The following is an 18936-nucleotide window of genomic DNA, read 5'->3' as shown; positions in this document are numbered from 1 at the left end:
CGGCCGCTCTCAGTACGCGACGACTCCCCTGCGGATCGCCTTGATCGCGGTGAGCGCCGCGCCGCGCACCGAGGCGCTCGGCGCGACCTCCGCGATCTGGTCGAGGGCGTCGATCACCTGCTTGCACCAGCGCACCATGTCACCCGCCGCGAGGTCCGATCCCTTGAGCACGGCATCGAGGCCCTTGCCCTGCGTCCACCCGTGGATGGGGCCCACGATCCCCCAGTGGGGCGGCGGAAGGTCGGGAAGGCCGCGCTCCTTCTGCAGGTCGTCGACCGTCGACCACAGGCGCACGGTGTCACGCAGCGCCGTGCCCAGGACGCCCCTGGGGCCTCCTGGGATGTTCGGGGGACGCGTCTCGTCCTCCCGTCGCCCCTGGTACAGCAGCGATGAGACGGCCGCAGCCAGCGCGGGGGCGTGCAGTCCCTCCCACGCGCCCGTGCGCAGCGCCTCCGCGATGACGATGTCGTTCTCGGCGTAGAGCCTGCGCATCATCTCCCCGGCGCGGGTCAGTTCGGGAACGCCGTCGACCGTGTCGACGTAGCCGAGCGCGTCGAGGATCTGCAGGCGCTTGTCGAACACCTTCGCGATCGAGCCCGTCGCGCGCTGAATCTCCCCCACGACGCGGTCCTTGTCGCGCAGCGTGCGGTGATAGCGCTCGGCCCAGCGGGCGTGGGTCTCTCGATCGGGGCACTGGTGACAGGGGTGTTCGCGCAGGAGACGGCGCACCTCAAGCTCCTGCGCGGCGTTGCCGCCCGAGGCGTCACCGGCCTCCTCGGCGGCCGCGGCACGCGCCTTCGCCCTGCGCAGGGCGAAGTCCCCTCGCGACTCCTCGACGACCTGCGCGAGTTCGCGGCGGCTGCGCGCGTTGCGCGGGTCGAAACGGCGCGGCATGCGCACCGTGCCCACGGTCTCAATCCCGTGATGGAGCTCCGACACCGCGAGGCGGTGCACGCGGGCGTGCTCGGTCACCACGGTGGGCCGGGGAGCCACGGGGTTGTCGTCCGCCTCGACCACGACCGCGAGGCCCGAGCGGCGGCCGCCACCCACCCGGATCACGTCCCCTCGGCGCAGCGCGGCGAGCGTCGCCGCTGTCGCCTCCTTGCGCACGCGCGCGCTCGTGCGCGACGCGTTCTTCTGCAGCCTGCTCAGGCGCTCCCGCAGCGCCGCGTACTCGATGAAGTCGCCGCGGTCACACGCCACGGCCTCGGCGTAGCCCGCGAGCGTCGCGTCGAGCTCCTTGGCGCGCCGGGCCTTGCCCACGACGGACTGGTCCGCCTGGTACTGCGCGAAGGACATCTCGAGCACCTCGCGCGCACGCTCGACGCCCAGCGTCGCCACGAGGTTGATCGCCATGTTGTAGGTGGGCTGGAACGAGCTGATGAGCGGGTAGGTCCGCCGCGACGCGAGGCGACCCAGCTGGGTCGCGTCGAAGCCGGGATGCTCGACCACCACCGCATGGCCCTCGACGTCGATGCCGCGGCGACCGGCACGGCCCGTGAGCTGCGTGTACTCCCCCGCCGTGAGGTCCTTATGGCCCTGGCCGTCCCACTTCACGAGCTTCTCGAGCACCACCGACCGCGCGGGCATGTTGATCCCGAGCGCGAGGGTCTCCGTCGCGAACACCACGCGCAGCAGCCCCGCGACGAAGAGTTCCTCGACCACCTCCTTGAACAGCGGGATCATGCCGGCGTGATGCGCCGCGATGCCCGCCTCGAGGTTGTCGCGCCAGCGCGCGTAGCCGAGCGCGCCGAGGTCCGCGGCGGGCAGCGCCGAACAGCGCTCCTCGACGATTCGCGAGATCTCGTGGCGCTCCGCCTCGGTGGTCAGCACCATTCCTGCAGCGCGCACCTGGTCGACCGCGTCCTCGCAGCCGGCGCGCGAGAACACGAAGACGATCGCGGGGAGCAGGCCCTGCTGGTCGAGCACGTCGATGACCGCGAAGCGCGGCGGCGCGCGCCGACCCGCGGGGCGCCTGCCGCCGCGCGTCGGGCGTCCGCCCACGCGGGCGCCCGCCCTCGAGTCCTCGTATCGCGACCTCTTGGTGATCGCCTCGAGCTCGGGGTTGAGCGCAGGGGTGAGGCCGGGCGCCTGCGGATCGACGCCCGGCGCGTAGAGGTCGAAGATGCCCTCGCGCAGGAGCACGTGCGGCCACAGCGGCACGGGACGATGCTCGGAGACCACGACGCGCGTGTCGCCGCGTACCTCGCTCAGCCACGCCCCGAACTCCTCGGCATTCGAGACCGTGGCGGACAGCGCGACGATGCTCGTGCGCTCGGCGAGGTGAATGATGACCTCTTCCCACACGGATCCGCGGAACCGGTCCGCGAGGTAGTGGACCTCGTCGAGGATGACCACCCCCAGCCGGTCGAGCGTCGAGGATCCCGCGTAGATCATGTTGCGCAGGACCTCGGTGGTCATCACGACGATGTCCGCGTCGGGGTTGATCGTCGTGTCGCCCGTGAGCAGGCCCACCTTGCCCGGTCCGTAGGCGCGCGTCAGGTCGTGGAACTTCTGGTTCGACAGCGCCTTGATCGGGGTCGTGTAGAAGGACTTCTCGCCCTGACGGAACGCGTGGCGCACGGCGTACTCGCCCACGAGCGTCTTTCCCGCTCCCGTCGGAGCGGCGACCAGCACGCTGTGGCCCTCGGCCACCGCCTCGCACGCCGCGCGCTGGAAGGGGTCGAGCGGGAACGACAGCTCGCCTTCGAACTCGGCGAGGTCGGCGTGGCGCCTGCGCGCCCGGTCCGCGGCGTAGCGCTCGGCGGGAGAGGTCATACCGCCAGGCTACTGGCCCAGGTCCGCCCGTCCGCCCAGCACCGTGAGCGCGCGGGGCGCGACGGTGACCTTGAGCGGCGTGGCCCCCACGAGCTCGCCGTCCGCGAACGCAGGCGGCAGTGCCGCGCCGGAGGGGTCCGGCGCGATCTCGACCGTCTGTGCCTCGACGAACCGCACGCGCGGGTCGCTCACGTGGCTGCCGTCGCGCAGCTTCGGGAACAGGCGCAGGATGTCGAGGCGCGACATGGGCTCGGCGAGCACGAGTTCGAGCGTGCCGTCGTTCACCGACGAGCCTGGCGACACGATGAGCCCGCCGCCAAACACGCGCGCGTTGGCGACCGCGACGAGCGTGCAGCGCTGCGTCCACTCCTTGCCGTCGACCCGGAGCCGCACGCCGTACGGCGAGAAGCGCGGGATCTCGCGCATCGTCGCGACCGTGTACTTCAGCGGGCCCCGAGGATGCGTAATGCTGCGCGCATACGACGCGACGGCGGCATCGATTCCCGCCGACAACACCGCGCCGAAGAACCTGGGCCGCGCCGGCTCCTCGATCGCGTCGCCCACGACCTTGCCCACGTCGATGCTCACGGTCTCGCCGCGCAGACCGTCCTCGATGCGTGCAACCGCGGCCGCGATGTCGTGACGCGGGAGACCGACCGCCGAGGCGATGTCGTCACCCGAGCCGGCCGCGACGATTCCCAGGGGAAGCTTCCGCTCGGCACACACCTGCAGCCCCAGATGGGCCATGCCGTCTCCGCCGACGACGACGAGGGCGTCGAGTTCGCGCCGATGCCGCATGGCCGCCTCGTAGGACGCGGCCCATGAGCCGCGGGACAGGTCGATGAGCCGATGCCCACCCGCGGCAAGCGCCGCCTTCGCCTCGGTTCCCCACTTCGCGCCGCGCCCCGACCCCGAGGTGGGGTTCGTGATGATCCCGAGGGTCCTCACGCGGTCACGTCCGTGCGCGGCCGCCGTGCCACCGCGCGCTCGCGGAGCCGCGAGATGCCCACCGCCACGAAGTACAACGCCACCATCGGACCGGCCATGAAGAGCATCGTCACGGCATCGGGCGTCGGGGTGAGAATCGCGGCAGCGATGAAGATGAGCATGATCGCCCACCGCCATCCGCGCGCCCACGTGCGCGCGGGCACCAGGCCCACCCACGTGAGCGCGACCATGACCACGGGGAAGACGAAGGCGAGTCCGAACGCGAGCACCAGCCTCATCGCGAACGTCATGAACATCTGCGCATCGAGGTAGTTCGCCGCGCCCTCGGGGGTGAAGCCGGTGAGCACGCTGGTCGCGCGCGGGAAGACCCACGCACCGAACGCGACGCCCCCGAAGAACAGCGGAATCGCGGCCCCGAGGAAGGCGAACGTGTAGCGCCGCTCGCGTTGGTGAAGACCGGGAGCGACGAAGGCCCAGAGCTGATAGAGCCACCACGGGGCGCTCACGACGATCCCGAGCACGAGCGACATCTTGAGCTGCATGTCGAGCGCGGTCGCGATGCCGGCGAAGTTAACCTCGATGTTCGCGCCGTCTCGCTCGGCGGCCTCGAGGATCGGGCGCTGCAGCGCCTCGAACACGGGCGTGTAGAGGTACCAGCCCACGACCATGCCGACGGCGATGCCGGCGGCCGCAAGGATGAGGCGCTTGCGGAACTCCCTCAGGTGCTCGGCGAGGGACATCCGAGCATCGGGATTGTCCCGGCGGGCGCTACTTCTCGCCGTCACGCGGCTCGTCCGAGGACGACGTCGCGGTGGTGTCTGGCGTCGACGGCGCCACGGGAGTCGCGGCGGCGCCCGGGGCCGGAGGCATCGCGGGGGCCGCGCCGGACGTCGAGGCGCCGTCCTTCGAGTCGCTCGTGAGCGACGACGTCTCGTCCTTGAGGATGCGCAGCGACTGGCCCAGCGAGCGCGCGAGCTGCGGGAGCTTCGGGGCGCCGAACAGCAGCAGCACGATGACGAGGATGATGAGGATCTCGCGAGGTCCCATGCGGTGTGGCTCCTTCTGAATGGCTGACGGTCAGTCTACCGCTGCACGTCGAGCACGGCCGTAGCCTGCCGGTGCAGCGCGTCGACGAGCCTGCGGGGCGACACGGAGCGCAGGTGAGGGGCGACAGTGAGCAGGCGACCGGCCACCCATGCGTCGTCGGCGACGTCGAACGTGGCGATCACGTCGTCCTCGGCGTCCTCGATCCGCACGCCCGGCATGTCCTCGAGCGCCCAGCGACCCGCGCGGGCGATGCGCACGGTCGCGGTGAAGGCGGGCGTGAGGGTGAAGCCGGCGGAGTCGGTCGGCGGGTGCTCGACCGCGCCGTCGAGCACCGTGACGTCCTCGATGCGGTCGAGGCGCAGCACGCGGTAGTCCTCCGCGCGTCGGCAGTAGCACTCGAGGTACGCGTGGCCATCGATGAGGACCAGCCGATGCGGGTCGACCGTCCGCGAGGTGCGCCGGTCGAGCGCGTCGACGTACGCGACCTCGGCCTGCCGATAGCGGGCGATCGCGTCCACGAGGGCGTCGCGCACCCTGCCGTCCACGGCATCGTCCCCCAGCACGATCACGGGCTCCGCAAGGGCCTCACGCAGCTTCGCGAGCACCTGCGTGCCCGCCTCGGGAAGCGCCCCGGCCGCGCCCATCGTCGACAGCGCGCCGACCAGGGCCACCGCCTCGCGCGGGGACAGCCTCACCTGCGAGACGCCGTCGTTGCGCACGAGCGCGGCGACGTCGGCATCGAACGCGTCGGCGGAGAAGTCGATCGGGTACCACGAGTCGCCCGGCTCCGAGGCGAGCCACAGCGCGTCGATGTCGGCACGCACCTGGTCCACGGTGACGCCGAAGTGCTCCGCGAGCTCGGTGAATGGGGTGTCGCCATGCCGCTCGACGTACGTGAGGATGCCCAGCATGCGCACCAGGCGATCGGTCGCCTGCTCAGCCACGATCCACCTCCAGAGCCGCCGTGGCGGACCTCACTACCGCGGTCGCGAGGTCACGCGGGGTGACGATGCGCGCGCCCCCCGCGAGGCCGAGCACCTCCGCGACCAGGTCCTCGGGGTGCGCGTACTCGACGTCGTAGAGGTCCCAGCCGCCGTCGACGCCAGCGGGGGTGCCGCGGCGTCGCAGCCCGTGGCCGGACTCGGGGCGCAGCGCCACGCGTGCGGTCTTCACGTCTCCGCTCCCGTCGAGCGCGCCGAGCGGGATCTCGGCGGGGATCTCGTATGCGCCGGGGTCGCCGATCCTCGTCACGCGGCCGCCGATGCGCTGCACGCGGAACGTGCGGGGCGCCTCGCGATCGCGGTCGTAGCCGATCACGTACGCGACGCCCGCGCGCAGCACCACCGTCCAGGGGTCGATCGTCCGCGTCCCCACACCCGAACTCGACGAGGAGTACTCGAAGCGCACACTCTGGCGCTCCCCCACCGCCTCGACGAGAGTGCCGAACGCGTCGCTCGACACCGCGGGAAGCGCGGCGAACGGCAGCTCGACTCGCGGGCCGTGCTCGGCCGAGGACGCGAGCTTCATGACCGCCTGCTGGGCGGCGCCGTCGAGCACCGCGCCCCGCCAGTAGTCGGTCGCGATCGACAGCACGGCGAGCTCGGCGGCGGTCAGGTCGAGCGGCGGCATGGCCGCCTCAGCGGGGCGGATCCGATACCCGATCTCGTCGCCGTGGACCGGGTCCTCGACCGTCTCGATTGGCACGCCGAGCTCGCGCAGTTCCTTCTTGTCGCGCTCGAACATGCGCTCGAAGCTCTGCTCGGCCTTGCGGATCTCCTCCTCGGAGGCCCCTCGCGGCAGCGGCTCGTAGCCCTCGATCGTGTCGCGGATTTGCTCGCGCGTGAGGCGGTGCCTCGTGCTCGACAGGCCGACGATGAGGTTGAGCAGCCGCTGAGGCTTGGGGACCGCCACGGTCAGACCCTGACCGCGAGCAGTTCCGTCGTGAGGATCGCGCGTGCTCCCACGGCGTAAAGGGCATCCATGACGTTGTTCATGTCGGCGCGCGGCACCATGACGCGCACCGCGTGCCAGTCGGAGCCGTGCAGCGGAGTCACGGTGGGTGCCTCGAAGCCGGGGCTCACGGCGATCGCGGCGTCGAGGCGATCGGACGGCACGTCGTAGTCGACCAGCACGAACCGCCGCGCGGTGAGGACGCCACGCAGGCGCCCGGTGAGCACCGCGATGTCCTCCGCGGACGCGTCCTGGCCGCGGATCAGGATCGCCTCGGAGCTGAGAATGGGCTCGCCGAAGATCTCAAGGCCCGCGGCGCGCAACGTCGTCCCCGTCGACACGACGTCGGCCACGACGTCGGCCACCCCCAGTCGCACCGAGGATTCGACGGCGCCGTCGAGGCGCACGACGGAGGCCTCCACGCCGTGCGACGCGAGGTGCTGCTCGACGAGGCGCGGGTAGCTCGTCGCCACGCGCTTGCCCTGGACATCGGCGATCGACGCGGCGACCCCGGGTGCGGCGGCATAGCGGAACGTCGAGCCGCCGAATCCGAGCTCGAGGTGCTCGACGGCATCGGCACCCGAGTCGATGAGCAGGTCCCGGCCGGTGATGCCGGCGTGCACGGTGCCCGAGCCGACATACACCGCGACGTCGCGCGGTCGCAGGAAGAAGAACTCGACGTTGTTGCGCTCGTCGACCAACACCAGCTCGCGAGGGTCGCGGCGCTGCTTGTAGCCTGCCTCGCGCAGGAGGTCGCACGCGGGATCGGACAGGGAGCCCTTATTGGGCACGGCGATGCGGAGCACTTCTCTCCCCTAGAGGTTCTTGTACACGTCGTCAAGCGTGAGGCCCTTGGCGACCATCATCACCTGGGTCCAGTAGAGCAGCTGCGAGATCTCTTCCGCCGCGTCCTCACGCGACTGGAACTCGGCGGCCATCCAGGACTCGGCGGCCTCCTCGACCAGCTTCTTGCCGATCGCATGGACGCCCTTGTCGAGCATCGCGACGGTGCCGGAGCCCTCGGGGCGCTCCTCGGCGCGGCGCTTGAGCTCGTCGAACAGGTCCTCGAACGTCTTCACGGGCGCCAGCCTATCGGTCCCGCGGCGTTCCCTCCGCGACCACATGCAGCAGCACGGCGTCCTCGGGAGACAACGCGGGCACCTGGATGCCTCGCTCCGCGAGCACGCGTCCCGTGAGCGAGGCGCCACCGACCCACCAGCGCGGCAGCGCGCGACCCGGGCCCTCTCCCGCCCCCTCGGGAGCCAGCGGCGCGACGCGGTACACGACGTCGGGGTCGAGCCCACCCAGCCGCACCAGACCCACGGTCGACGTCTCGGACAGCGCGAGCGACGCGACGCTGAACACCGCGCTGCGCAGATCCGCAGCCACCACGCCGTGCACCGCGCACGCGGGATCGTCGACGTCAGAATTGACCACCGATCCCGTATGCAGCAGCCCGCGCAGTTTCCTGTGCAACGCGACCCATGCGGCGAGCTCGTCGCGCGCCTCGACCGCCTCGGGTGAGGTGACGTCCCACTCGATGCCGAGGTGGCCGAACATCGCGGTGGCGGCCCGGAACGTGAGGGTCGACGTGCGGTGCGTCGTGTGGGCACGGGGCGGCCCGATGTGAGCACCGATCATCTCGGGAGGCACGAGCAGCTGGGTCCACCGCTGAATCGACTGGCGTTCGAGCGGATCGTTGCAGTCCGACGCCCACACCCGGTCCGTGCGTTCCAGCACCTCGAGGTCGACGCGTGCGCCGCCGCCCGAGCACGACTCGATCTCGAGGCCGGGAAACGCCGCGCGCAACCCGTCGAGCAGGCGGTAGAAGGCGAGCGTCTGCGCGCGGCCGATGGGCCGCCCGTGCACGCTCGACCCCGCCTCGAGCAGGTCCCGGTTGTGGTCCCACTTGAGGTACGCGGGGCGCAGCTCGGCGACCAGCGCGTGAAGCCGCTCCTCGAGGTACGCGAAGGCCTCGGGATGGGTCAGGTCCAGCACCTGCTGGTGCCGCGCGGTGAGGGGAAGTCGGCCGTCGCCCGGCTGGGCGATCCACTCGGGGTGCGCACGCGCGAGGTCGGAGTCGGGATTGATCATCTCGGGCTCGACCCACAGGCCAAACTCCATCCCCAACTCGCGCACGCGGTTCGCGAGGAAGCCGAGACCCTCGGGATAGACGTCCTCGTCAACGTGCCAGTCGCCCAGGCCAGCATTGTCAGCCCTGCGGTGGCGAAACCAGCCGTCGTCGAGCACGAACCTCTCGGCGCCCACCCGTGCGGCCGCCTCCGCGAGAGCGAGCAGGCGGTCGTGGTCGTGGTCGAAGTAGACGGCCTCCCACGTGTTCACGGTCACGGGGCGGGGACGATGCGGATGGCCGGCACGGGCGCGCAGGTGGCGGTGGAAGCGGGCCGCGGCGGCGTCGAGACCGGCCGCCGAATACGCCCCGTAGACCCACGGCGACACGTAGGTGTCGCCCGCCTCGAGCCGCACCTCGCCGGCGCGCACCAGGTCTCCGCCGCCCACCACGGTGGCTCCCTCGCGCGAGCGCTCGGCCATCATCCGCACGTCTCCCGACCACGCGACGTGGGCGACCCACACCTCGCCGCGCGCGAAGCCGAAGCCGGGCTCGCCGAGCGCCATCACGAACGGCGCGTCGTGTCCCGGCTTGCCACGCCGCGACTCGCGCAGGCGGGTTCCCACGGTGAGCGGCGTCCGTTGCGGCGTGCGCTCGCGAATCCACCTGCCGGTGAAGTCGAGCACCTCTCGCGCCTGGGCGGGCACGGGCAATAGCAGGCGCAGCGCGTCGAGCTCGTACGGGGCGTCGCCCCCCAGGCTCGTCAGGGAGGCGCGGGTTCGCAGCAGCCCGGAGCCCAGCAGCTGAAGCCGGATCTCCAGACCCAGCTCGGCGGCGTCATCGACGGCGGCGACCGTGAGCTCCTGGACGCTCGCGTCGCCCTCGCCCCGCGCGTCACGTGAGAGCGCCCTCACCTCGAAGCGCGGGCTGTGGTGTCGTCCCGCGCGCGAGCCCTCGAGTCCCGGCGTGCCGAACCAGCCCCAAGCCGGCTCGGGGATCACCGACGCCTCGTGGGACTCGTCCAGTCCGCCAAACGCGTATCCCCCGCGTCCCGACTCGACCACGGCTCGCGCCTGGGCCGCGGCGAGGTCGCCAAGGTCAGCCCCCCAGTGGGCGATCCGCGGCAGCCGGCGCTCGCTCACGTCGAGGAGCACAGACACGCCCGCGGCGCGCAGGTAGATGAGGTCGTCGTCGACTCGCGTGTTCACGCGCACCACCTTAACCGTTTAAGGACTCTCGCGGGCGCGGCGCGCGGGCTACAGCGCGCGCAGGACCAGAGCGGTCGCGAGGGCGGCCTCGACGGCCTCGGCGCCCTTGTCCTCCTTCGAGTCCGGCAGTCCGGCCCTGTCGAGCGCCTGCGCGTCGTCGTCCGTCGTGAGAATCCCGAAGCCGACCGGGGTCATGTGCTCGCGCGCGACATCGGTGAGTCCGCGCGTCACCGCGTCACACACGTACTCGAAGTGAGGCGTTCCGCCGCGAATCACGACGCCCAGGCACGCGATGGCATCGGCCCCCGACCGCGCAAGCGACTCGGCGACCACGGGCAGCTCGAACGCGCCGGGCACCCGCGTCACGCGATACCGCGCGCCGGCCTTCTCGGCGGCCCGCACCGCGCCGGCGACCAGCCCGTCCATCACCTCGGTGTGCCACTGGCTTGCGACAATCTCGACCGTGAGGCCGCGCGCGTCGACCTCGACCGCGGGTGCTCCTGCTCCGCTCATGCGTTGTCTCCCAACAGGTGTCCCATGCGCTCCAGCTTGGTGCGCAGGTAGTTCTCGTTCTCGGGATGGGCTCCCACGCGATGCGGGATGCGCTCAACGCAGTCGACTCCCGAGGCGCGCAGTCCCTCGACCTTCGCGGGATTGTTCGTGAGCAGCCTCACGCGGTTGATGCCGAGGTCGTGCAGGATCGCCGCGGCCGCGCCGTACTCGCGGCGGTCGACGGGAAGACCCAGGTGGGTGTTCGCGTCCACGGTGTCGTAGCCCTGGTCCTGAAGGCCGTAAGCCTGCACCTTGGCACCGATCCCGATCCCGCGCCCCTCGTGACCCCGCAGATAGATGACCGCGCCGCCATCCTCAACCACGCGGGCGATCGCCGCGTCGAGTTGGGGCCCGCAGTCGCAGCGCAGCGAACCGAAGGCGTCGCCGGTGAGGCACTCCGAGTGGATGCGCACCACGGGCACCGCGTCGGCCTTGCCCGGCGCGACGAGCGCGACGTGCTCGTCTCCGGTGCGGGCGTCGCGGTACGCGTGGATCGTCACCTCGCCGTGGCGCGTGGGCAGGCGTGCCTCGCCACGGTGAAGCACGCGGTGCGGGCGCGCCTCGGTGGGCGGCGGGAGGTCGTTCGTGGCGCGACGGTACGCGACCAGGTCCTCGATCGTGAGGAAGACGAGGCCGTCACGCTCGGCGATCGCGGTGGCGTCCCCCTGGCGCATCATCGTGCCGTCGTCGTTGACCATCTCGCCGATCACCCCGACCGGCTCGAGTCCCGCGAGGCGGCAGAGGTCGACGCACGCCTCGGTGTGGCCGGGACGATGCAGGACGCCGCCGGGCACGGCCCGCAAGGGAAGCACGTGGCCGGGTCGGATAAGGTCCTCGGCTGTCGCCGAAGGGTCGGCGAGCACCGTGAGGGTGCGGTGCCTGTCGGCCGCCGAGATGCCCGTGGTCACCCCGGTCGCGGCATCCACGGACACGGTGTACGCGGTGCGACGCGGATCCTGGCTGCTCGGCACCATCAACGGCAGGCTCAGCGAGTCGGCCCGCTCGGCCGTCATGGGCGCGCACAGGTATCCGCTCGAGTGGCGGATGCCCCACGCCACCCAGTCGACCGTGGACGTCTGAGCGGCCATGATGAAGTCCGCCTCGTCCTCCCTGTCGCGCGAGTCGGACACCAGCACGGGCTTGCCCGCCCGCATGTCCGCCAGCGCCTGCTCGACCAGGGCGATCGAATCGACGGTCATGACCTCACCAGCTTCTCGACGTACTTGGCGACCACGTCGACCTCGACGTTGACGCGGTCGCCCACTGTCATCGCGCCGAAGGTGGTCTCCGCGAGGGTCGTGGGGATGAGCGACACCGTGACGCGCGTGCCGTCGAGCTCGGCGACCGTGAGCGATACTCCGCCCAGCGCGATCGAGCCCTTGCGCACCACGTAGCGCGTGAGGTCCTCGGGAACCTCGAAGGTGAGCGTGTCCCAGTCGGGGTGGGAGTCGCGCTCGACGAGCGTCGCGACGCCGTCCACGTGCCCCTGCATGATGTGGCCACCGAGGCGCCCGCCCGCGGGCACGGCCCGCTCAAGGTTGACGCGGTCACCCGGAGCAAGGCCGCCCAACGTGGTCGTCTCCAGCGTGACCCGCATGACGTCGGCGGTCCACATGGAGCCGTCGTGCTCGGCGACGGTCAGGCACACTCCGCCCACCGCGATGGACTCGCCGTGCGCGAGGTCCGTCATGCCGGGCGCCTCGATCGTGAGCCGCGACCGGGCTCCCTGCGGTGTGACCGCGGTGACGGTGCCGAGCGACTCGACTATGCCGGTGAACATCTACTGGGGTCCTCTCTGAAGGAACGCGGTGACCAGCGTATCGACGCCGAGGGCGGTGGCGGTCACGTCTCGACCCCTCAACGCACCGCCCATGGTCGCGATTCCCAGGTCGCCGACTGCGGCGGTTCCCGAGCCCAGGAGCGCGGGCGCGATGTAGGCGTGAAGCTCGTCGACGAGTCCCGCGCGCAGAAACGCAGTGGTGACCGTGCCGCCGCCCTCGACGACGACCGTGCGGACGTCTCTCGCGGCGAGCACCCGCAGCGCCTCATGCGGATCGTGCGAGTCAATCGCGACGGCGTTGCCGTCGCGCCACACGCGTGCCCCTGACGTATCCCGCCGTCCCATCACGGCCCGCAGCGGCTGGTGAGGCGCCTCCACGTGCGCGGGGCGTGCGGACAACTCGGGGTCGTCCGCCGCCACCGTGCCCGTGCCGACCAGGATCGCGTCGACCTCGGCCCTCACCCCGTGGGCATGAGCCCGCGCCTCGTCTCCCGTGATCCAGAAGCTCGTGCCGTCAGCCGCGGCGGTACGGCCGTCGAGGGTCTGTGCCCACTTGGCAATCACCCACGGTCGCCCCAGCGCGACCGCACCCAGCCAGCGCCTGTTCACGTCGCGCGCCTGCGCGACCGGCACGTGACGAGCCTCGATCCCGCGCGAGCGCAACACCTGCGCGCCGCCAGCCGCCTGAGGGTTGGGGTCCTCGACGGCGTAGACCACCGCGCCGACTCCCGCTCGCGAGAGGGCGTCGGTGCACGGTCCCGTGCGCCCGGTGTGCGCGCAGGGCTCGAGGGTGACGTAGGCGGTCGCGCCGCTCACGTCGTGACCGCGAGCCGCGGCGTCGGCGAGCGCGGCGGGCTCCGCGTGAGGGGTGCCCGCGCCCCGATGCCACCCCTCCCCGAGCATCGTCCCGTCGGGCCCGACGATCACGCAGCCCACACGCGGGTTGGGACCGTGGGCGGGACCGTGGAGCGCGAGCCCCGCCGCGCGGACCAGCCACTCCTCGTCAGTGGTGATGGCGCGCCTCCTCGCCCAGGTCGCGCAGCGCGCGAATCTCAGCGGCCCTGTCCTGAGCGCCGTACACGGCCGAGCCGGCGACGAGGACGTCGCCGCCCGCCTCGACCACGGTCTGGATGGTCTCTCGCGCGATGCCGCCGTCCGCCTGCAACCACACGTCGTGGCCTCCCGCCTCGGCGGCGGCACGCAGCCTCTCGAACTTGGGCATCATGTCCGCCATGAAGGCCTGGCCGCCGAATCCGGGCTCGACGGTCATGACGAGCACCATGTCGAGCGTGTCGAGCAGCGGCAGCACGTCCTCGACCGGGGTGCCGGGCTTGATCGCGCACGACGCGCGCGCACCTAGGGCGCGCAGCTGTGCGGCGATGGCCCGCGGATCCCGCGCGGCCTCGAGGTGGAACGTCACGGAGGTCGCGCCCACCTCGGCGTAGCGCGTGGCCCAGCGGTCGGGGTCCTCGATCATGAGGTGAACGTCGAGCGGCAGCGGCGAGACCTGCGCGATGCGCTCGACCACCGGCAACCCGAGCGTGAGGTTGGGCACGAAGTGCCCGTCCATGACGTCGACGTGCAGCCAGTCGGCCTCGGCGACGGCAAGGATGTCGCGCTCAAGGTTCGCGAAGTCGGCGGACAGGATGCTCGGAGCGATCTGAATGCCCATGCCACGAGCCTAGCCGCGCGTCAGCCCCTCCCGTGCAGTCGCGCGTACGGACCGCCCGCCTGGGCGAGCGTCGCGTGATCGCCGATCTCGGCGATCCTGCCGTCCTCAAGCACCACGATTCTGTCCGCGCCGCGAATCGTGGAGAGCCGATGCGCGACGACGAGGGTCGTGCGACCCCTCATGAGCGTGGCGAGCGCGCGCTGCACGAGCACCTCGGACTCCGTGTCGAGCGCCGACGTGGCCTCGTCGAGAATGAGGATGCGGGGGTCACGCACGAGGGCACGAGCGATCGTGAGGCGCTGGCGCTGTCCTCCCGACAGGCGCGCGCCCCGCTCTCCGATCCTCGCGTCGAGCCCGCCCATGTGACGCACGAACGCCCACGCCTGGGCCCCCTCAAGGGCGGCGACAACGGCATCGTCCGCCACGGCGGGACTGCCGTAGGTGACGTTGTCGCGCACCGTGCCCTCGAAGAGCAGTGCCTCCTGAGGCACCACCGCGATCTGGCGGCGTAGCGACCTCATGTCGAGGCCTGCGATGTCCGTGCCGTCCACGCGTATCGCGCCCTGCGTGGGGGCCACGAAGCCGATGACGGCGTTGAGCAGCGTCGACTTGCCCGAGCCGGACGGACCCACGAGGGCGACCGTCTCCCCCGGCTCCACACTCAGCGTCACGCGGTCGAGAGCGGGCTGGTCGGGGACCTCGGGATACGCGACGGTAAGGGCGTCGATTTCGATCGCGCCGGCGATAGGTCCGATCGCGGGCTTGCCCGCGTTGCGCTCGAGGTCGTCCGCACCGAGGACCTCGCCCACGGAGCGCACCGCCTCGAGCCCACGGCTGAGAAACGGAACGATCGCGACGAGCGCGGTCACGGCCCCCGTGAGCTGGACGAAGTACGCCGACAGCATGACGACGTCGCCCGCCCCGATCCCCCACCAGCCATGCCACGCGAGCATCGCGGCGCCCACGAGGCACGCGACGGACAGCAGTTGGAAGCCGATCCACGACACCGCTCCGAAGCGCCCATTCACCACATCGAGCTCGAGACCCGCGGTGCGCACGCCGGTGACCGCGGCGTCGACGCGCTCGGCCTCGCGCTCCTCGGATGCGTGCGCGCGGGTCACGGGAATCAGGTGTGCCATCTCGGCCACTCGGACCGACATCCGCTCCATCTCGGTGCGAAACAGCGCGTTGCGTTCGCGCATGCGCCGCCTGCTCGCGATCACGAGGACCGCGGCGGCCGGAACCGCGATCGCGTAGACCGCCAGGAACTCGGGGACGCGCACCGCCGTAAGCACCAGCGCTCCCGCGAGGGTCGTGAGCGCCGCGAGGCCCGTGTCGAGCGTCTGTCGCGACGCCTCGACGATGCTCTCGACGTCGCGGATCACCTTGGCCTGCACCACGCCGGCGCTCGTGCGCCGGTGGTAGCCGATCGACAGCTCCTGGAGGCGACGCGTCAGCGCGATGCGCAGCGACGCCTCGACGTTGCGGATCGCCAGGCTCTGCCGCCGCACGTAGAGAAGCCCGATCGGATAGTTCTGGGCGACGATCACGACCATGACGGCCGCGGCCCACGCGAGGCGCGACAGCGGCTCGTGGTCCACCACCACATCGATGATGATCGCCGTCATCAGCGGCGTGATCCACACCGGCGAGTGCTTGATCGCGAATGCGACCGCCGCGATCGCCAGGTGGCGTCGCTCGCGTCGGTACAGCCGCGCGAGCGTGCGCAGGGGTCGGGCGCCGTCGAAGGCGCCCACCACGGCGTCGGGACCCGACGGCGTGCCGCCGCTACTCACCGAGCTCCGCGAGCGTCGGCGGGTTGGCTCCCGCGCGCGACACGGTGATGGCGGCGGCACGGGCGGCTCGCTCGACCACGCCGCGTACGGTCGCGGCGTCGGTCACGGCGAGGCGCTCGCGGCCGCCGGGCCCGACCAGGCCCGCGCGGGCGAGCCCATCGACGAGCGCCGCCATGTAGGAGTCGCCCGCGCCGACGGTGTCGACGACGTCGACGCGAAGCGGCGCCACCTCGAGGATCTCTCCCCTCAGGCACGCGAGTGAGCCCTCGGCGCCCAGCGTGGCCACCACCAGCGACGGACCGCTCGCGCACCACGCGCGCAGGACGTCGGCCACCGGAGTGCCGGGGTAGAGCCAGTCGAGGTCCTCGTCGCTGGCCTTGACCACGTCGGAACGCGCCACGATCCACTCGGTCCGGTCCACCACGGCGGAGCGCTCGCCCACCAGGCTCGCGCGCACGTTCGGGTCGTAGCTCACGGTCGCATGTGTCCGTGCCGCCTCGACGATGTCCTCGACCGCGCGCGCGCCGGGGTCGATGTGTGCGGCTATCGAACCGGTGTGCACGTGAGTCGCGCCGTCCACGAGCGCGCCGTGGTCGCCGGCGAGCGTCCACGCGATGTCGAATGCGTAGGTCGCGGCGCCGTCGGGACCGATCGTGGCCCGGGCGACGGGAGTCCTTGTCGACGACTCCGCGCACGCCGTGGTCACGCCGGCCGCGGCGAGGTGCGCGAGGATCGCGGCACCGGCGGGGTCGTCTCCGAGCTCCGTGAGCAGGGTCGCGTCCTGACTCAATCGGGCAAGTCCCACCGCGACGTTGGCGGGGCTGCCTCCCGGGTGGGCCGTCACGGTGCCGTCGGCGGTCTCGACCTCGTCGAGCACGCACTCCCCGACGACGAGCACGCGGCTCACGCGAGGCCCCCACGCACCGCGAGGGCCGTCGCGAAGGACGGCGCGATCGGCAGCTCGGGCAAGACCGCCGCCTGGTACGCGTGGTAGACGTCGGGCTTGCCGGGCCACACGGTGCCCGCCGGGCGGTTGTGCGTGTCGAGCTCGTGGTGCCACGATCCGCGGTCGTGGTCGATGAGGACGCGATCGGCATACGACCACCACTGCGCGGCGTCGTCGGCGTAGCGCGACTGTCCCGTCACCTGACGCAGCGCCTCCGCCGCGTTGACCGCCTCCGCGAGTACCCAGTGCATGCGGGACCGCACGACCGGTGCGCCCGACCAGTCGGTCGTATAGACAAATCCCGGAGCGCCGTCGGCGTCCCAGCCGTCCGCGACGGCGCGGTCGTACAGCGCAACCGCGGCCTCGCGGAGGCCAGCGGGGGCCGCGTCACCGAGCGTGGCGTCGACGGACAGCAGGAGCCGCGCCCACTCGAGTCCGTGCCCCACCGTCGCGCCGTACGGCCGGAACGGATGTGCCGGCTCGTCCCTGTTGTGCTCGAGCAACGGCGTCCAGGTCGCGTCGAAGTGCTCAGGAATGCGCCAGTCGTTCGCGGCCGCCCAGCCAGCGACGCGTGCCGCGATGCGACCCGCGCGCTCGTGCCACACGGCATCGGCGGTGACATCTCCCGCCGCGAGGTAGGCCTCGACGGTGTGCATGTTCGCATTGACGCCCCGGTACGTGTCGAGCGTTGTCCACGCGGCATCCCACTCCTCGACGGAGAGACCCTCGCGCTCGTCCCAGAAGCGCTCCGCGGACACCGTCAGTGCCTCGGCGAGCAGGGCATCGGCGCCCGGCACCCCGGCCTTCGCGGCGGAGGAGGCCGCGAGGATGACGAAGGCGTGTCCGTACGCCTGCTTCGTCGCGAGCGTGGCCGCGCCGTCCACCACGGCGGCGAACCACCCGCCGTTCGCGTGGTCGCGCAGGGGGCCCGCGAGCGACGCGACGCCGTGCGCGGCGAGCGCTGCCAGCTCCGCGCGGTCGGGACCGCCCGCGGCCGGCGGCTCGTTCGCGAGCACGCCGAGCGCGGCCACGTGGGTCATACGACACGTGATCCACAGCTCCACTGGCCGGGCCGTGTCGACCTCGCCAAGCTCGTCGAGCCAGCCAAAGCCGTCGGGCCTGCGCGCGCCAGCCATGAAGCGCAACAGGTCGGCTCGCTGCGTGGCGAGGTAGGCGGCGTCTCCCGGGATGCTCATCGGTTCTCCCACAGGTGGTCGAGGAACGTGAGCTGGCGGCGCTGCTGATACGCCTGGCCGCCCTCGTGTCCGTTGTACGGGTACACCACCATCTGCGCGGGCCCCGCCCACGCGTGATAGGCGGCGTAGACGGTCGACGGCGGGCAGACGTCATCGCGCAGCGCGACCGAGAACAGCGCGGGCGCCTGGGCGCGGGCGGCGTGGTGCACGCCATCCACGTAGGCGAGGGTGCGGAAGGTTTCCTCCTCGCGGTCCCTGTGCACCGCGAGGTAGCGGGCGATCTCCTGATATGGGTCGTGCTCGGCGACGCGCACGCCGCGCTCGATGTGGCACAGGAACGGCACGTCGACCAGGGCGCCCGCGACATCGGGCACGAGCCCGGCGGCCGCGATCGCGAGGCCTCCTCCTTGGCTCGCTCCTGCGACCACGACGCGCGTCGGATCGATCCCTGGCAGGGTGCGCACCGCGTCGACGCAGCGCGCGGCGTCGGTGAGGAGGCGGCGGAAGTAGTACGTCTCGACTTCGCGCACTCCCCTGGTCATGAAGCCGGGGAGGGCGGGGGCGCCCGCGTCCCCGCCGCCCGACGCGTCTGCGGTGTCGCCGCCGTTGCCCCATGCGGATCCCTGCCCGCGCGTGTCCATGAACACGTAGTGGTAGCCGGCGGCGGCCCATAGGAGTCGCTCGTGCACCAGCCCGCGGCCGCCACCGTAGCCGTTGAACTCGACCACGACCGGCGCAGTGGCCGTCAGCCCGCGCGGACGCAGCCACCACGCGCGCACCGGGTCACCGCCGAAGCCGGGGAACGTCACGTCCGAGGCCTCGATCAGCGCGAGTCCCGCGTCGACGGGAGTCACCGCAACCTCGCCTCCCGCCGCGCGCGCCTCGGCGAGGGTCGCCGTCCAGCGCTCGTCGAAGTCGGCGGGCGCCGGCAGGTCGGGACGGTACGACTCGAGCGCCTCGCGGCTCATGTCGGAGAAGGGCATCGATCGCTC

At 71.9% G+C, this 18936-nt stretch carries 18 protein-coding genes; all 18 read right to left on the bottom strand.

Translation table 11 applies throughout. The features are described 5' to 3' along the window. Window positions 1-9 precede the first annotated feature (9 nt). From ABEA62_RS01625 to ABEA62_RS01540, 18 genes are read right to left on the bottom strand one after another with little or no spacing between them, the layout of a single operon-like run. Window positions 10-2778 (bottom strand): DEAD/DEAH box helicase, encoded by a 2769-nt coding sequence (locus tag ABEA62_RS01625; RefSeq protein ID WP_286215968.1) that lies wholly within the window; start codon window positions 2776-2778, stop codon window positions 10-12. A 9-nt stretch (window positions 2779-2787) separates the two neighbouring features. Then, window positions 2788-3726, bottom strand: a complete 939-nt coding sequence (locus tag ABEA62_RS01620; protein ID WP_286215967.1) for a diacylglycerol/lipid kinase family protein — start codon at window positions 3724-3726, stop codon at window positions 2788-2790. After that, window positions 3723-4466: a twin-arginine translocase subunit TatC gene (tatC, locus tag ABEA62_RS01615; RefSeq protein ID WP_286215966.1), complete on the bottom strand. Its 744-nt coding sequence runs from the start codon at window positions 4464-4466 to the stop codon at window positions 3723-3725. Before tatC ends, ABEA62_RS01620 begins: the two co-directional genes overlap by 4 nt. A gap of 28 nt (window positions 4467-4494) precedes the next feature. Further along, the gene (tatA, locus tag ABEA62_RS01610) at window positions 4495-4773 is read right to left on the bottom strand and encodes a Sec-independent protein translocase subunit TatA (protein WP_286215964.1); all 279 of its coding nucleotides are present in this window, start codon (window positions 4771-4773) and stop codon (window positions 4495-4497) included. 35 nt (window positions 4774-4808) lie between these two features. Then, window positions 4809-5717, bottom strand: coding sequence for a helix-turn-helix transcriptional regulator (locus tag ABEA62_RS01605; RefSeq protein ID WP_286215963.1), 909 nt, complete (start codon window positions 5715-5717; stop codon window positions 4809-4811). Further along, entirely contained in the window at window positions 5710-6684 is a 975-nt protein-coding gene (locus tag ABEA62_RS01600; protein ID WP_345378200.1) for a helix-turn-helix transcriptional regulator, read from the bottom strand. The genes ABEA62_RS01605 and ABEA62_RS01600 overlap by 8 nt, the downstream gene beginning before the upstream one ends. Window positions 6685-6686: 2 nt before the next feature. Beyond that, on the bottom strand, window positions 6687-7529 hold the full coding sequence (gene hisG, locus ABEA62_RS01595; protein ID WP_286215961.1) for an ATP phosphoribosyltransferase: 843 nt from the start codon (window positions 7527-7529) through the stop codon (window positions 6687-6689). 9 nt (window positions 7530-7538) lie between these two features. Further along, window positions 7539-7802 (bottom strand): phosphoribosyl-ATP diphosphatase, encoded by a 264-nt coding sequence (locus tag ABEA62_RS01590; RefSeq protein ID WP_286215960.1) that lies wholly within the window; start codon window positions 7800-7802, stop codon window positions 7539-7541. A gap of 10 nt (window positions 7803-7812) precedes the next feature. Beyond that, a complete protein-coding gene (locus ABEA62_RS01585) occupies window positions 7813-10002 on the bottom strand; it encodes an alpha-galactosidase (RefSeq protein ID WP_345378196.1) in 2190 nt (729 codons plus the stop codon). A 48-nt stretch (window positions 10003-10050) separates the two neighbouring features. Continuing rightward, on the bottom strand, window positions 10051-10515 hold the full coding sequence (gene ribH / locus ABEA62_RS01580; RefSeq protein WP_286215959.1) for a 6,7-dimethyl-8-ribityllumazine synthase: 465 nt from the start codon (window positions 10513-10515) through the stop codon (window positions 10051-10053). Beyond that, window positions 10512-11753 (bottom strand): GTP cyclohydrolase II, encoded by a 1242-nt coding sequence (gene ribA / locus ABEA62_RS01575; protein ID WP_286215958.1) that lies wholly within the window; start codon window positions 11751-11753, stop codon window positions 10512-10514. The genes ribH and ribA overlap by 4 nt, the downstream gene beginning before the upstream one ends. Continuing rightward, entirely contained in the window at window positions 11750-12334 is a 585-nt protein-coding gene (locus ABEA62_RS01570) for a riboflavin synthase (protein ID WP_286215957.1), read from the bottom strand. Before ABEA62_RS01570 ends, ribA begins: the two co-directional genes overlap by 4 nt. Then, window positions 12335-13327, bottom strand: a complete 993-nt coding sequence (ribD, locus tag ABEA62_RS01565; protein ID WP_286216662.1) for a bifunctional diaminohydroxyphosphoribosylaminopyrimidine deaminase/5-amino-6-(5-phosphoribosylamino)uracil reductase RibD — start codon at window positions 13325-13327, stop codon at window positions 12335-12337. A gap of 10 nt (window positions 13328-13337) precedes the next feature. Next, entirely contained in the window at window positions 13338-14006 is a 669-nt protein-coding gene (gene rpe / locus ABEA62_RS01560) for a ribulose-phosphate 3-epimerase (protein WP_286215956.1), read from the bottom strand. Window positions 14007-14026: 20 nt separating this feature from the next. Continuing rightward, window positions 14027-15802 carry an ABC transporter ATP-binding protein gene (locus tag ABEA62_RS01555; RefSeq protein ID WP_345378192.1) on the bottom strand — a complete coding sequence of 592 codons (1776 nt, stop codon included), beginning with the start codon at window positions 15800-15802 and terminating at the stop codon, window positions 14027-14029. Beyond that, complete coding sequence (locus ABEA62_RS01550) at window positions 15795-16709, bottom strand: PfkB family carbohydrate kinase (RefSeq protein ID WP_286215954.1); 915 nt, start codon at window positions 16707-16709, stop codon at window positions 15795-15797. Before ABEA62_RS01550 ends, ABEA62_RS01555 begins: the two co-directional genes overlap by 8 nt. Next, window positions 16706-17944 (bottom strand): AGE family epimerase/isomerase, encoded by a 1239-nt coding sequence (locus ABEA62_RS01545; RefSeq protein ID WP_286215953.1) that lies wholly within the window; start codon window positions 17942-17944, stop codon window positions 16706-16708. Before ABEA62_RS01545 ends, ABEA62_RS01550 begins: the two co-directional genes overlap by 4 nt. Further along, a complete protein-coding gene (locus ABEA62_RS01540) occupies window positions 17941-18927 on the bottom strand; it encodes an acetylxylan esterase (RefSeq protein WP_286215952.1) in 987 nt (328 codons plus the stop codon). Before ABEA62_RS01540 ends, ABEA62_RS01545 begins: the two co-directional genes overlap by 4 nt. Between the last annotated feature and the right edge of the window lie 9 nt (window positions 18928-18936).

This window comes from Demequina sediminis (genome assembly GCF_039545075.1).
Taxonomy (GTDB): Bacteria; Actinomycetota; Actinomycetes; order Actinomycetales; family Demequinaceae; genus Demequina; species Demequina sediminis.
The sequence above is the reverse complement of the archived record's forward strand: the minus strand, read 5'-3'. Positions and strand labels throughout refer to the sequence as shown.

Bases quoted from the DNA above. Each gene is read 5' to 3' on its own strand.
- ABEA62_RS01625 (WP_286215968.1), bottom strand. From the start codon at position 2,778: ATGACCTCTCCCGCCGAGCGCTACGCCGCGGACCGGGCGCGCAGGCGC.
- tatC (WP_286215966.1), bottom strand. From the start codon at position 4,466: ATGTCCCTCGCCGAGCACCTGAGGGAGTTCCGCAAGCGCCTCATCCTT.
- tatA (WP_286215964.1), bottom strand. From the start codon at position 4,773: ATGGGACCTCGCGAGATCCTCATCATCCTCGTCATCGTGCTGCTGCTG.
- ribH (WP_286215959.1), bottom strand. From the start codon at position 10,515: ATGAGCGGAGCAGGAGCACCCGCGGTCGAGGTCGACGCGCGCGGCCTC.
- ribA (WP_286215958.1), bottom strand. From the start codon at position 11,753: ATGACCGTCGATTCGATCGCCCTGGTCGAGCAGGCGCTGGCGGACATG.
- ABEA62_RS01570 (WP_286215957.1), bottom strand. From the start codon at position 12,334: ATGTTCACCGGCATAGTCGAGTCGCTCGGCACCGTCACCGCGGTCACA.
- rpe (WP_286215956.1), bottom strand. From the start codon at position 14,006: ATGGGCATTCAGATCGCTCCGAGCATCCTGTCCGCCGACTTCGCGAAC.
- ABEA62_RS01545 (WP_286215953.1), bottom strand. From the start codon at position 17,944: ATGAGCATCCCGGGAGACGCCGCCTACCTCGCCACGCAGCGAGCCGAC.
- ABEA62_RS01540 (WP_286215952.1), bottom strand. From the start codon at position 18,927: ATGCCCTTCTCCGACATGAGCCGCGAGGCGCTCGAGTCGTACCGTCCC.